The sequence below is a fragment of the Novosphingobium sp. DS6-6 genome, assembly GCF_057784975.1.
The window spans coordinates 254484-267384 of sequence record NZ_JBYNTS010000002.1 but is presented as its reverse complement, the minus strand read 5'-3'; the positions used below and the strand labels follow the sequence as shown (position 1 = coordinate 267384).

Genomic DNA, 12901 nt, shown 5'->3' with positions numbered 1-12901 from the left:
CCTTTAGAACTGGAAATAGATGAAGGGCGCAATCCCCCCGCCGCGCAGGCCTTCCACCACCAGCAGCACGAAGGCGCCGATCAGGCCCACGGCCCAGCCCGGCAGCACGGCCAGCCTGCGGGCCAGATGCGGGATCGCATCGCGCGGGCCGAAATGGCAGGCCATGCCCAGGCCGATCAGCGCCAGGACCCACGCGCCTGCCAACGGCGCACCGCCGCCCCGGCCGGTAACCATGCCGTGCAGGAAAGCAAGCGCACCCGAAAATTCGCTGCACCGGAAAAAGATCCAGCCGAGTGCGACGATGTGGAACGTGATCACCGTTCCCGCCCAGGGCGGCAGCGCGCGCCACCCGGCCGGCCGCAGATGCTGCCACAGGCGCTCTGCCACCAGAACCGCCCCGTGCAGCGCGCCCCAGATCACGAAATTCCAGCTGGCCCCGTGCCATAGCCCGCCCAGCGCCATGGTGGCGAACAGCGCCAGGCAGGTGCGCCACAGCGCCTGGCGCGATCCGCCGAACGCCCCGATGTAGAGATAGTCGCGCAGCCAGGTCGACAGGCTGATATGCCAGCGGCGCCAGAAATCCTGAAGGCTGGCAGCGCAATAGGGTTGATCGAAATTGCGCGGAAAGCGGAAGCCGATCAGGCCGGCAAGGCCGATCGCCATGTCCGTATAAGCCGAAAAATCGCAGTAGATCTGCACCGCATAGCCATAAGTGGCCAGCACCAGTTCCACGGCGGAATGGCCGGCCGGATCGGCAAAGACCGGGTCGACCAGATGGACCGAGAGATCGTTGGCAATCACTGCTTTCTTGACCGTGCCCCACAGGATCAGGATCAGGCAGGCGGCAGCTTCGGGCCGGCCCAGGCGCGGGGGATGGCGCAACTGCGGCAGCAGATGGCTGGGCCGCACGATCGGTCCGGCCACCAAGTGGGGGAAAAAGCTCATCAACAGGGTCAGGTGCAGCAGGCGCGCCGGCCGTGTCTTGCCGTTGTAGACATCGATCACATAGCTCAGGCCCTGGAAGGTGAAGAACGAGATGCCCACCGGCAGGACGATCGCCTGGGCAAGGCTCACGCCCGCAAGATCGGCCAGGAACCCGGCATATTTGAACCAGCCCAGAACGGCGAGGTTGCCGGCGATCGCCACCCACAGCCACAGCTTTCGCGGGCCTTTGCCGGTGGCGATCACCTGGGCCAGCAGCCAGTTCCACCCCGAACTGCCGATCAGCAGCGCCACGAAGCGCGGGTCCCACAGGCCATAGAACAGCCAGGATGCCAGCAGCAGCATGATGACGCGCCAATCGCGGGCGCGGGCCATCAGCCGGTTGAGCGCAAAGACCGCCAGGAAAAACAGATGGAACGGCAGCGTGGGAAACAGCATCGGCGCGAAGCTCAGTGCATGGCGGCCGGCGGCAGGGCCGCCGCCGCCGCTGCCAGATCTGCCGCCAGGCCGGCGCCGATCAGGCGCCCGCCCTCGCGCGTGAAGTGCACATGGTCGCCGCGTTGCAGGCCCTGGGCCACCCAGCCCGCCGTGGCACAGGGGCCGCCCATGGCGCCCTGCCAATCCCAGAAACCCAGGCCCAGCGTGACGGCCAGCCGCTTTGCCAGCGCGCGCATCTGCGCCAGGTGCCCGGGCATCTGCCAGCCATCGGCACAGGGCATGGTTTCGGGCAGCGCGGGCAGGGCCACGGCGGGGCGGCTGCTGGCGGCGTCAGGCGGCCCCAGCAGCAGGATCGGCACAGCCGGCCCAGCCAGGCGACGCACGCGCGCCACAGCCGCGCGCAGCACGCTTTCGGTATCGGCAAGGCCCAGCGCGGGATCGAACCCTTCGTTGGTGCCAAACGCCAGAATCACCAGATCGGGCCGCGCGGCGCCCAGTTCCGCCCCGGCGGCGGCATCGTCGGCCCGTGCCAGATGCATGACGCGCGCGCCCACCACGCCCAGATTGGCCACGATCGCGCCGGCCATTCCGGTGCGGGTTTCCCAGGCGGTGAGGCTGACGGTGCGGGTATCGAGCGTCCCCACCACGGCCTGGGTGACCGGCACGGGGGAGGTGCGGGCAAAGCAGGCCGCGCCGGGCAGAGCGGCGGCAAAGCTGACCGGTTCGGCCGGAACGCCATCGAACGTCACCGTCACCGCGCCGGCATCGGGTCCGGTGAGGCCGCAGAGCGTAAAGCGGGTAAAGCGCGTGGCGGCGCTGTCGGCGCTCAGGCTCATCGTGGCGGCCGGCATCGTGGTGGTCTGGGTAAAGCCGGAAACGCCCAGCCGTGCGCCGTCGGCCCGGCGTTGCGGCCCGAACAGGGCATTGCCCTGCCAATCCGCGCTTTGCCGCGCGGTCATGCCCCATGACAGATAGCCCGGATAGGGCTTGCCCGCCGGCATCATGCCCCGGCCGGCATTGCCCAGCCGCGCCTGCAGCGCGGCGCGCAGGCCCTGGCTTATCATATCGCCGGCGGTGTGGCTGTCGCCGATCTGCACGATGGATACGACGCCCCCCGCCGCAGCCCGGCCCGGCACCAGCCGCGCCAGGAAAGGCGCGAGCGCGGCGGCATTGCTCAATTGGCCCGGAACGACACGGACAGCCACCGGAAGCGGCGATGCCGGGGCAGCCGGCTGCGGTGGTGCGGGATCGATCGGCCCGGCGGTCTGCGCCGGTGTTGCCGTGGGCAGCAGTCCCACCATGGCCACCATGGCCGCCAGGGCATACCGGGCACGGCGGTTCATTTGCGGCTCCCCCCAGAAGGAATGGCGCCGGGGACGTCCTGCGGCTTGTTGTCGGGCTGCGCCGGCACCGGAGACGGGGATGGAGACGGGCCGGATGACGGCATGGGCAGAATGATCGGCGCGACCGGGCGCGGCGCGGGTGCGGCGGGCCGGGCAGCGTCGGCAGCGGGCGGCTTGCGCCGCACCGGCGGGGTGGCTCGCGGCTGCGCATCCTGGTTGGCCCTGCGCGTCTGTTCCGGCTGGGATGCGGGGCCATCGGACGGAGCTTCGCCGCGGGACGGGGCCTCGGCGCGGGACGGGGCCAGCAAGGCCAGGATCGGCGCCAACACCGGCCGGCTGATCACTTCATATCCATGAAAGGTCATGTGCTTGCCATCGTTGGCCCGCGCGAGATAGGCGATGCCGGTGGCCGGATCGGTCAGGCGCAGGGCAAAGCGGCGCTGGCGGTCCTGGCTCACCGGCACGGCATCGGCGAAAGGCACGCCCAGCCGGCAGGTGACTTTGGCGAAGAAGCGGTTGATCGCCTGGATGTCGCGATCGTAATCGGGATCGCGCATCCGTGGCAGGCCCACCCACCCCACGGCCACCCCGCGTTGTTGCAGCATGCCGACCAGGGCTTCGATGCGCCTTTCGACCGTTTTCTGCCAGACCGCGCCCATGTAGGGGGCGGCCTGGCCATCGACGAACAGGCCCTGCGTGTCGTTTGCGCCGATGCTGATCAAGGCCACATCGATCGGCTGGGCCGCGACGCGAGCCTGGGCATCGCGCAGCAGATCGTGCGTGCGATAGCGCGTGAAGCCCGTGCCCTCATGGCTGAACTGATGAACCTTGACGTCAGGATAAGCGCGGAAGGCCTGCTGCGTGGCGGCCCACAAGCCGTCACCGAACGAGTCGCCGAACACGCCGATCTGCAGCGGCCGCCGCGCGGCCAGCGCGGCCATGACCCGTGGCGCGCGGGGAAAAGCGGCGCTGCAGCCCGGGGCCAGCGCGGTCTGCCACGCTTGGGGGAAAGGTCCGGCAACGGCGGCGGATTCGGCTGCGGGGGTCGCCGCGTTCAAGCCGGGCAGGGCCTGCCACGGTTTCCCGCCGGTGCGGAACGCCATGTCGAGCAGCGCGCCAACGGCCATGCCGATGAACAGAACCGCCCCGCGATCCAGCACCATGATCCATCTGCGCTTGCCCAAGAAGCCGCCCTGCCTTTCCTGCGCCGCTCCCTATGGAGGGCGGCAGGAAGCGTCAACGCCTTCGCGCCGGGCAGCGCCCGGATGGGGCCTTCGCGCCGGGCAGCGCCCGGATGGGTTCAGTGCGTTGGCGGGTTCAGCGCGCGGCGCGCAGCACGGCCGGCGAGGCCGGCCGCAGCGCCATGAACGCCCGCAACCGCGCGCGATAGGCCGCCAGTTGCGCCGGATCGATCGGGCGCGGGCGCGCGATCGCGGCGATCGACGATGGATCGACCACCTGGCCGCCGCGATAGAGCTCGTAATGCAGGTGCGGCCCGGTCGAAAGCCCGGTTGAGCCGACATAGCCGATCACCTGCCCCCGCGCCACGCGCGTGCCCGGTGCCACGGCAATGCGGCTCATATGGCCATAGCCGGTGCCGATGCCGCCGCCGTGATCGAGCCGCACGTATTCGCCGTGCCCACCGTGCCAGCCGGCGAACGTGACCGTGCCATCGCTCACTGCGTGGATCGGCGCACCCCAGGCGGCGCCGAAATCGATGCCGCCGTGCAGGCGCACATAGCCCAGGATCGGATGGCGGCGCCACCCGAACCCCGATGTGATGTGCCCGTCGACCGGTGCGGCCAGCAGGCCCGCGGCATCGCCCTGTACGGTGCCGGTCATCGCCTCAGGGCTCATGAATGCGTCGGCATCCCCCCAGCGCAGCAATTGGGCGCGCGGCTGGCCGCCGCGCCGCACCCCGGCATAGAGCAGCCCGCCCATCTGTCCTTCACCGTCGGCCGCGCGCTTGTAAGCCACCACCAGATCAAACTCGTCGGTGGGGGCAATGTCTTCGAACGGCAGCACGGTATCGATCGTGCGCAGATAGTCCTGCACCACCTGGGGGCTGGCCCCGGCCGCGCGGGCCGCGCGATAAAGGCTGCTGCCGACCAGGCCCGTCAGCCGCAGCGGCGCGATTGCGACCGGGATCGGCCGCTGGCGCAGCGACAGGCGACCGCCTTCGCGCGCGATATCGATGGCCAGATCGAACCGCGCGCGCACGCTGAGCCTGTCCAGCGGGCGCGGATCGAGCGGATGCGTGCGGGTCCCCAGCGTCATCTGAAAGCGCGTGCCCGGCGCCAGTCGTGCCGGCGGCACGACACGGCCGATCAGCGCGGCAACCTGCGCCGCATCGCCGCCGCCCAGGCCTGCGCGTTGCAGCATGCGCGCCAGGCTGTCGTTCTCGCCCAGCGTTGCGGTCATCGCGATGCTCGGTCGTTCGGGCGCGGCGGCAAGATAGGCGACCCGCGGCGTTGCGGCGAAATGGCGTCCCTGGCCGGCGCCCTGGGCCAGCGGCCGGATGCCCTGGGCCGCGAATTCCTGGGCCATGCCATCGTCCAGAGTCTGGAGCGGGGCAGCCTGAAGCGGTGCGAAACTGGGCCAGAACGCCAGAGCCGCGGCGGCAAGCGTGGCGCAGGTGGCCGCGCCGTGCAGCCAGCGCCGGCTGCCGATGTCCTGCGCCAGATCGGGCACGTGCAGCCAGCGTGCGGCAGCCCGCTCGATCCGCAGGCAGGCAGCCAGCCAGCGCTGCGCGAGCGGATGGCCGGAATGGCGCCAGTCTGTCGCAAGATGCCCGGCACCGGGGCGCGCGATGACCGGCGCGCGGCGCGTGCCAAAACCGCCGACCGGCGCGCTTCGCGCAAACCCGCCGCCCCCGCTCGCACTGCCCGGAGTGCCGAATGTGTCGCGTGGGCCGTGCACGCTTGCGTGATTCCCTTGCCATGACCCCTGCGCTTCCCTGCCGCATGAAGGTTAACACCCCGTAAAGCCTTGGAACCCGACCGCGCGCGGCATTGCGGTTCCGGGCGAACTTATGTAGAACGACGGGGTTTTGAGCTGTGGGATGCCGGGGGTCCGATGAGCGAAGATGCCGCGCTGTCCAGGATTGCCGCCCGTTCCTCTCCAGAATCCCGCAACGATCATATGACCTCGCAGGAGCGGGAAACGCTGCTGGCCCGGCTCGAGCTTGCGCAGGCAGCGGGCGGTATCGGCATTCACGATTACGATATCGTCAATGACAGGATCGACTGGGATGCCCGCACCCGCGCGCTGTGGGGCGTGGGTGCCGAAGAGGTGATCACGTACGCGATTTTTGCCGGGGGCATCCATCCCGATGACCTGGCGCCTACCGAACAGGCCATAGCGGCGGCGAATGATCCCGCGGGTGACGGCAAGCTGCTGGTGCGCTACCGGGTCCGTGCGCGCGACGGCGCCATCCGCCATGTCGAGGCAACCGGCCAGACTCTGTTTCGCGACGGCGTGCCGGTGCGCATTGTCGGCACGGTTCGCGATGTTTCTCGTGAAGTCGCGGCTTCGCAGGAACTTGAACAGGCGCGCGCTTTTTCCGAGAACCTCATCCGCACGGCGCCCACGCTGCTCTATATTTATGATCTGGTCGAGAAGCGGAACACGTTCATCGGGCCGCAGATCGCGCCGATGACCGGGATGTCGGCGCCTTACTACGCCGCGCTGCGCGACGACCTTCTCGATGTGGTCATACATCCCGACGATCTCGACCGGGTTGCGGCACACCACCAGGCGATCCGCGAGGGACGGATCGCGCCGCCCTTCGAGATCGAATACCGGCTGCGCAAGGAAGACGGGGGCTGGCTATGGCTGTCGAGCAGGGACGTTGTCCACGCCCGCGATGCGGCCGGCTTGCCCACCCATATCCTGGGCGCCGCGCTCGACATCACCAAGCGGCACGAGGCCGAAACGCTTCGCGATATCCTGATCGGCGAGATGGCGCACCGGATGCGCAATCTGATGACCGTCGTTCAGGCCATTGCGCGCATGACCTTGCAGAAAGGCTGCGAGCCCGATGTCTGGGCGGCGTTCGAAGACAGGATGGGCGCGCTGGTGGCGACCCAGCAGCTTTTGATCACCGGCGATTGGCGCAGTGCCGAACTGCGTGACGTGGTGCAGACGGTCCTGCAACCTTTCGACGGCCATGCCGAACGCCGCATTCGCTATGCCGGGCCGGCCATGCAGGTCGAAGGAAGCCAGCTGACCACGGTTGCGCTCGTGCTTCATGAACTGGCCACCAATGCGATCAAGTACGGCGCCCTGTCGGTGCCGGAGGGCATGGTTGAATTGACGTGGCAGTATGAAGGGGAACGCAAGTTTCTCGAATGGCGCGAACGCGGCGGCCCGCCGCCGACCGCGCCGACCCGCAAGGGCTTCGGCTCGATGATGATCGCATCGCTGGCGAAGGCGCACCAGGGTGGCGGGGCACGCTACGAACGCGAAGGGCTGGTGTGCCGGCTGTCCTTCTGACAATGAACGCCAGTGGCCGATCGGACCGAAAGTCGGCCGCGCGCTGGCGGGCGGAGGCGGCTAGAGGCGAAGGCCGAGAAAGGCCGTGCCCGGGGTGGGGTTGCAGGATACCGGCTCCGCGGGAATGAAGCCAAAGGCCTCGTAGAGCCTGCGTGCGGACGCGAACGCCGCCAGCACGTCCAGTCTTATCTCGCGGTATCCTGCCGCGCGCGCTTCTTCGATCAGCCGGCTTACGAGGTCTCGGCCGAGATGTCTGCCGCGCGCCGCGGGGCGGACATAAAGCCGCTTCATTTCGCACAGGCCTGCGTCAACGCCGCGATAGGCGATACAGCCGTCGATTGCGCCGTCGCGCTCCGCCAGCAGTACGCATCCCGTCGGTGCGCCATACTTTCCGGGAAAGCGCGCGAATTCCGCTTCGTTGTCCTGGAAATCCAGATTGACCGGTGCGCAGGCGATGTATTCGCGCCAGATGCGCAATACGGCGGCGGTATCGGCCGGGAAAGCGGCGAGGCGGATGACGGTCATGAGCCAGCTTTATTGCGCACGAAAGTGGCAGCGACAAGGATGCCGAGCCGCAAAGGCGGCCTGCCTGTCCGGCAGACTGGCGGAATGCCGCGCCGGCTGCCATGAACACCCCCTGTTTCCGACGCGAAAGCAATTGCCGTGGCGATCCTGTTTCTTGCCGATCTCGATCCTCCCGCGCTTGCCGTCTGGGTGCGTGCGCTAAGCGACAGCCTGCCCGGCGAAACCGTACTCGCCTGGACGGGGACGCCGCTGACCGCGCCCGCCGACGATGCCCGGGCAGCGGTGACAGTCGCGGTCGTGGCCAATCCGCCGCCCGGCTGCCTGGCGCGGCTGCCGGGGCTGCAATTCGTGCAAAGCGCCTGGGCCGGGGTGGATGGCCTGCTGGCCGATCCGGCCTTGCCGTCCGTGCCCCTGGCGCGGCTGGTCGATCCGCAGCTGGCGGCAGACATGGCCGAAGCGATGCTGGGCCATGTGCTGGCGCTCCACCGCCAGATGCCCGCCTATCGCGCGCAGCAGGCCCGCGCGCAGTGGCGGCCCTTGCCCCAGCCGCGCATCGCGCAGCGGCGCGTGGGCATTCTCGGCATGGGTGAAATGGGCCGGGCCGCCGCCGCGCTTCTGGCCCGCACCGGATTTGACGTCATCGGCTGGAGCCGCCGCCCGCGTCGGCCGCTTGCCGGCGTCACCATGGTCGATGGCAACGGGGGCCTGGCGCGGGTGCTCGCGTGCGCGGATATTCTCGTCAACCTGTTGCCCCTCACGCCGGAAACCCGGGGGCTGCTGAACGCCGCCGCTTTTGCCCGCATGCCGCGCGGGGCGGGGCTGATCAACGCCGGGCGCGGCGGGCACGTGGTGATTCCCGATCTGCTGGCGGCGCTCGACGCGGGGCAGCTCGGCCACGCCGTGCTCGATGTCTTTGCTGTCGAGCCGCTGCTTGCGGCCGATCCGCTGTGGCGGCGCGATGACGTCACGATCACGCCCCATGTCGCCGCGGTGACCGATCCGCACACGGCGGCGTTGGCGATTGCCGCCAACATCGCGCGATGGCAGGGGGGAGAGGTGCCCATCGGCCTGGTCGATCGCCACGCCGGCTATTGATGGAATTTGCAAAAGCGGCGGACGCGAAAAGGGGCGGAACGCAACCTTGCATTCCGCCCCTGTTGCGGGATCGCTCGTGCCTCAGGCTTCGTCGACGCTGGACCCGCTGGCAGCGTCGCTGGCCTTGCGCTTGCCGGCCTTCTTCCGCACCAGCTTGGGCGCGGCCGGGGCCAGTTGGAAGGCCAGCCCGTTGTCCTTCAGGCTGACATGCACTTCCCCGCCGTTGGCCAGCTTGCCGAACAGCAGTTCCTCGGCCAGCGGTTTCTTCACCCGTTCCTGGATCAGGCGGGCCATCGGCCTGGCGCCATAGAGGCGGTCATAGCCGCGCGTGGCCAGCCAGGCGCGCGCGTCGCTGTCGAACTGGATGTGCACGTTCTGCTCGGCCAGTTGCAGTTCTAGCTGCAGCACGAACTTGTCCACCACGCGGCTGACGACTTCGGGCGGCAGATAGTCGAAAGGCACGATCGCATCCAGGCGGTTGCGGAATTCGGGGGTGAACAGGTTCTTCACCGCCTCGTCACCCGCGTCCTGCCTCGAGACGTCGCCAAAGCCGATACCATGTTTGGCCATGTCGGACGCGCCCGCATTGGTGGTCATGATCAGCACCACGTTACGGAAATCGACCGTCTTGCCGTGATGGTCGGTCAGGCGCCCGTTGTCCATCACCTGCAGCAGGATGTTGAACAGGTCGGGATGGGCCTTCTCGATCTCGTCGAGCAGCAGGACGCAATGGGGCTGCTGGTCGATCGCATCGGTTAGAAGCCCGCCCTGGTCGAACCCGACATAGCCCGGCGGCGCGCCGATCAGGCGGCTGACCGAATGGCGCTCCATGTACTCCGACATGTCGAAACGCTGCAGCGGAATGCCCATGATCTGGGCAAGGCTGCGCGCCACCTCGGTCTTGCCCACACCCGTGGGGCCGGAAAACAGGAACGAGCCGATCGGCTTGTCGGGGTCGCGCAGGCCCGCGCGGCTCAGTTTCATGGCGCTCGACAGCACTTCGATCGCTTTGTCCTGGCCAAAGACCAGGCGCTTGAGATCGCGCTCCAGATGCTCCAGCAGTTTCTTGTCGTCGCTGCTGACCGATTTGGGCGGGATGCGCGCCATGGTGGCGATCACCGCCTCGATCTCGCGCGCGGTGATGGTCTTCTTGCGCTTGGACGGCGGCACCAGCATCTGCATCGCGCCCACCTCGTCGATCACGTCGATCGCCTTGTCGGGCAGCTTGCGGTCGTTGATGTACCGCGCGGATAGCTCGACCGCGGTCTTGATCGCCTCGGGCGTGTACTTGACCTTGTGATGCTCCTCGAACGCGGTGCGCAGGCCTTTGAGAATCTTGATCGTGTCTTCCACGCTGGGTTCGTTCACGTCGATTTTCTGGAACCGGCGCAGCAGGGCGCGGTCCTTTTCGAAATGGTTGCGGAACTCCTTGTACGTGGTCGAACCGATGCAGCGGATCGTCCCGCCCGAAAGCGCGGGCTTCAACAGGTTGGATGCGTCCATCGCGCCGCCGCTGGTCGCGCCCGCGCCGATAACCGTGTGGATCTCGTCGATGAACAGGATCGCGTGCGGCATCTTTTCCAGCTCGGACACGACCTGCTTGAGGCGCTCTTCGAAATCGCCGCGATAGCGGGTTCCGGCCAGCAGGCTGCCCATGTCGAGCGAATAGATCACGGCTTTGGCAAGGACTTCGGGCACCTCGCCTTCCACGATCTTGCGCGCCAGGCCTTCGGCAATGGCGGTCTTGCCCACGCCCGGGTCGCCCACGTAAAGCGGGTTGTTCTTGGACCGGCGGCACAGGATCTGGATCGTACGGTCCACCTCCGGCCCGCGCCCGATCAGCGGATCGACTTTGCCCAGCAGCGCCTTGTCGTTGAGATTGACGCAGAACTGGTCGAGCGCCGAATCCTTCTTGTTGCCGCTCTTGGCTTCGGCCTTTTCCTCCTGCTTGGGGGTTTCCTCCTCGCTCGGCTTGGCCGTGCCGGTCCCGGCCTGGCGCCCGCCCTTGCCGATGCCGTGGCTGATATAGCTGACGGCGTCGAGGCGGCTCATGTCCTGCTGCTGCAGGAAATAGACGGCATAGGAATCGCGTTCGGAAAACAGCGCCACCAGCACGTTGGCGCCGGTCACCGTATCCTTGCCCGAGGACTGGACATGCAGGATCGCGCGCTGGATCACGCGCTGGAACCCGGCGGTGGGCTGGGGATCGGCCTTTTCCACGGTCTTGAGCGACTGGTATTCCTGATCGAGGTACTGACGCACCACGTCGCCCAGATCGCCGAGGTCCACGCCGCAGGCCTGCATCACCTGGGCCGCATCGGCATCGTCGATCAACGCCAGCAGGAGATGTTCGAGCGTCGCATATTCATGGCTGCGCTCCGAGGCATTGGCCAGGGCGCTGTGCAACGTCTTTTCGAGGCTCTGGGCGAAACTGGGCATAGGCTCGCTTTCTGGGGGCTCACGTTTGGCCGAGGCGGATGCATTCCGCCATGGGATGATTCCCTTGCGGGAGAAAAACACGGCTTTGGTTAACCGCGACCGAACCTGGCAGGGCGGCCACCACGGATATTGCGATCGGGAACGGGGTTGGCCGGAAAGAGATCGATCCGACCAGACCCCGCGATTGGGAAAACCCTATATGGGAACGCCGCCCGGCCAGGAGAAGGGCGGCGCCGCTCATCGTCCGGCATCACCGACAAGAGGGGGGCCGGCAAGAGGGGGGCCGGCAAGAGGAGGGGCCGGTGGCCGCGCCGTGGCGAACAGCGCCTCTGCCGCGGCGCGGGTACGGCCGGCCCCGTCGCGGTGACGCACCGTGCGCGCGATCTCTGCCTCGAGCAAGGCGATGCGGGCGGTCAATTCGTCCACCGAAAACGATTCGAGCGATTCGGCGGCCAGATTGCTCGCCAGATCGCCCTTGCGGCGTGGAAGATCATCTTCGCCCATCGCAACGCACAATGTTGGACGGCAAACGCTTGCTGTCAACCTATCCCATGGCTAGGTCGGGCTGTGGTGCAAAAATGACGTCGAAAAGATGGGGGCAGCCGATGCCGGAACTTCCCGGAACGATGACGGCGGCGGGATTCGCCGCACCCGGAGGGCCGGAGGTGCTCCGCCCCGAAACGCTGCCCGTGCCCCGCCCCGCGGCGGGCGAAGTGCTGATCGAGGTGGCCTATGCCGGGGTCAATCGTCCCGACGTGATCCAGCGCCAGGGTTTCTATCCGCCGCCGCCCGGCGCATCCCCCATACCGGGCCTGGAAATCGCCGGCCGGGTGGTGGCGCTGGGCGAAGGGGTGACGATGCCCCTGCCCGGGCAGGCCGTCTGCGCGCTGGTTTCGGGGGGCGGCTATGCCCGGTATTGCCTGGCCGATGCGGCACATTGCCTGCCGGTGCCCGAAACGCTGCCGCTCGACCAGGCGGCGGCTCTGCCCGAAACGCTGTTCACCGTGTGGCACAACGTGTTCCAGCGCGGCTGGGCGCGCGACGGAGAGACCATTCTGGTCCATGGCGGCACCAGCGGCATCGGCAGCATGGCGATCATGCTGGGCAAGCTGTTCGGCCTGGCCGTGATCGTCACTTGCGGCGGGGCCGACAAGTGCAGGGCCGCGCTGGCCATCGGCGCCGATCACGCGATCGATTACCGGGCCGTCGATTTCGTCGAGGCGGTCGGGTCGATCACCGCGGGGCGGGGCGTGGACCTGGTGCTCGACATGGTTTCGGGCGATTACGTCGCCCGCAATCTGCGGTGCCTGGCCGACGATGGCCGCCATGTGACCATTGCCGTGCAGGGCGGCGCCAAGGCGCAGATCGACATGGCCCAGGTGATGCGCCGGCGCCTGACGCTGACCGGATCGACGCTGCGGCCGCGTTCGGCCACGTTCAAGGCGCTGCTCGCCCAGGAAATCCGGGAGACGGTCTGGCCGCTCGTCGGCGAAGGGCTGCTGCGCCCGATCATGGATCAGGTTTTTCCCCTGGAACAGGCCGCCGCGGCCCATGCCCGCATGGAAGCCGGGCGCCACATCGGCAAGATCGTGCTGAAAATGCATTGAGGCGGGCGCAAAGAACCG

General features: G+C 68.1%; 10 protein-coding genes. 3 read left to right on the top strand and 7 right to left on the bottom strand.

Annotated elements, in window-relative coordinates:
• Positions 1 to 3 precede the first annotated feature (3 nt).
• The 4 genes from AC3EDY_RS03520 to AC3EDY_RS03505 all read right to left on the bottom strand — a co-directional run bounded on the left by AC3EDY_RS03520 (position 4) and on the right by AC3EDY_RS03505 (position 5642).
• Positions 4 to 1380 (bottom strand): MBOAT family O-acyltransferase, encoded by a 1377-nt coding sequence (locus AC3EDY_RS03520; RefSeq protein WP_488571080.1) that lies wholly within the window; start codon positions 1378 to 1380, stop codon positions 4 to 6.
• 11 nt (positions 1381 to 1391) lie between these two features.
• Entirely contained in the window at positions 1392 to 2723 is a 1332-nt protein-coding gene (locus AC3EDY_RS03515) for a GDSL-type esterase/lipase family protein (RefSeq protein WP_488571079.1), read from the bottom strand.
• On the bottom strand, positions 2720 to 3907 hold the full coding sequence (locus AC3EDY_RS03510) for a DUF459 domain-containing protein (RefSeq protein ID WP_488571078.1): 1188 nt from the start codon (positions 3905 to 3907) through the stop codon (positions 2720 to 2722). Before AC3EDY_RS03510 ends, AC3EDY_RS03515 begins: the two co-directional genes overlap by 4 nt.
• Positions 3908 to 4040: 133 nt before the next feature.
• The gene (locus AC3EDY_RS03505) at positions 4041 to 5642 is read right to left on the bottom strand and encodes a peptidoglycan DD-metalloendopeptidase family protein (protein ID WP_488571077.1); all 1602 of its coding nucleotides are present in this window, start codon (positions 5640 to 5642) and stop codon (positions 4041 to 4043) included.
• A gap of 156 nt (positions 5643 to 5798) precedes the next feature.
• Here AC3EDY_RS03505 and AC3EDY_RS03500 point away from each other — a divergent pair, with 156 nt between their 5' ends.
• Complete coding sequence (locus AC3EDY_RS03500) at positions 5799 to 7217, top strand: sensor histidine kinase (protein WP_488571076.1); 1419 nt, start codon at positions 5799 to 5801, stop codon at positions 7215 to 7217.
• A 60-nt stretch (positions 7218 to 7277) separates the two neighbouring features.
• Here AC3EDY_RS03500 and AC3EDY_RS03495 read toward each other — a convergent pair whose 3' ends face one another.
• Positions 7278 to 7742 (bottom strand): GNAT family N-acetyltransferase, encoded by a 465-nt coding sequence (locus AC3EDY_RS03495; RefSeq protein ID WP_488571075.1) that lies wholly within the window; start codon positions 7740 to 7742, stop codon positions 7278 to 7280.
• 138 nt (positions 7743 to 7880) lie between these two features.
• Here AC3EDY_RS03495 and AC3EDY_RS03490 point away from each other — a divergent pair, with 138 nt between their 5' ends.
• The gene (locus AC3EDY_RS03490; RefSeq protein WP_488571074.1) at positions 7881 to 8837 is read left to right on the top strand and encodes a 2-hydroxyacid dehydrogenase; all 957 of its coding nucleotides are present in this window, start codon (positions 7881 to 7883) and stop codon (positions 8835 to 8837) included.
• An 81-nt stretch (positions 8838 to 8918) separates the two neighbouring features.
• Here the strand turns inward: AC3EDY_RS03490 and clpA are convergent, their stop codons facing one another.
• The gene (gene clpA, locus AC3EDY_RS03485; RefSeq protein WP_488571073.1) at positions 8919 to 11276 is read right to left on the bottom strand and encodes an ATP-dependent Clp protease ATP-binding subunit ClpA; all 2358 of its coding nucleotides are present in this window, start codon (positions 11274 to 11276) and stop codon (positions 8919 to 8921) included.
• A 237-nt stretch (positions 11277 to 11513) separates the two neighbouring features.
• Entirely contained in the window at positions 11514 to 11780 is a 267-nt protein-coding gene (locus tag AC3EDY_RS03480; RefSeq protein WP_488571072.1) for a DUF1192 family protein, read from the bottom strand.
• A gap of 101 nt (positions 11781 to 11881) precedes the next feature.
• On the opposite strand from AC3EDY_RS03480, the gene AC3EDY_RS03475 reads away from it, so the two are divergent.
• Entirely contained in the window at positions 11882 to 12883 is a 1002-nt protein-coding gene (locus AC3EDY_RS03475; RefSeq protein WP_488571071.1) for an NAD(P)H-quinone oxidoreductase, read from the top strand.
• The last annotated feature ends 18 nt before the right edge of the window (positions 12884 to 12901 follow it).

What these genes read in the sequence shown, in the direction of transcription:
- AC3EDY_RS03520 (WP_488571080.1), bottom strand. Translation starts at nt 1,380, where the DNA reads ATGCTGTTTCCCACGCTGCCGTTCCATCTGTTTTTCCTGGCGGTCTTT.
- AC3EDY_RS03515 (WP_488571079.1), bottom strand. Translation starts at nt 2,723, where the DNA reads ATGAACCGCCGTGCCCGGTATGCCCTGGCGGCCATGGTGGCCATGGTG.
- AC3EDY_RS03500 (WP_488571076.1), top strand. Translation starts at nt 5,799, where the DNA reads ATGAGCGAAGATGCCGCGCTGTCCAGGATTGCCGCCCGTTCCTCTCCA.
- AC3EDY_RS03495 (WP_488571075.1), bottom strand. Translation starts at nt 7,742, where the DNA reads ATGACCGTCATCCGCCTCGCCGCTTTCCCGGCCGATACCGCCGCCGTA.
- clpA (WP_488571073.1), bottom strand. Translation starts at nt 11,276, where the DNA reads ATGCCCAGTTTCGCCCAGAGCCTCGAAAAGACGTTGCACAGCGCCCTG.
- AC3EDY_RS03480 (WP_488571072.1), bottom strand. Translation starts at nt 11,780, where the DNA reads ATGGGCGAAGATGATCTTCCACGCCGCAAGGGCGATCTGGCGAGCAAT.
- AC3EDY_RS03475 (WP_488571071.1), top strand. Translation starts at nt 11,882, where the DNA reads ATGCCGGAACTTCCCGGAACGATGACGGCGGCGGGATTCGCCGCACCC.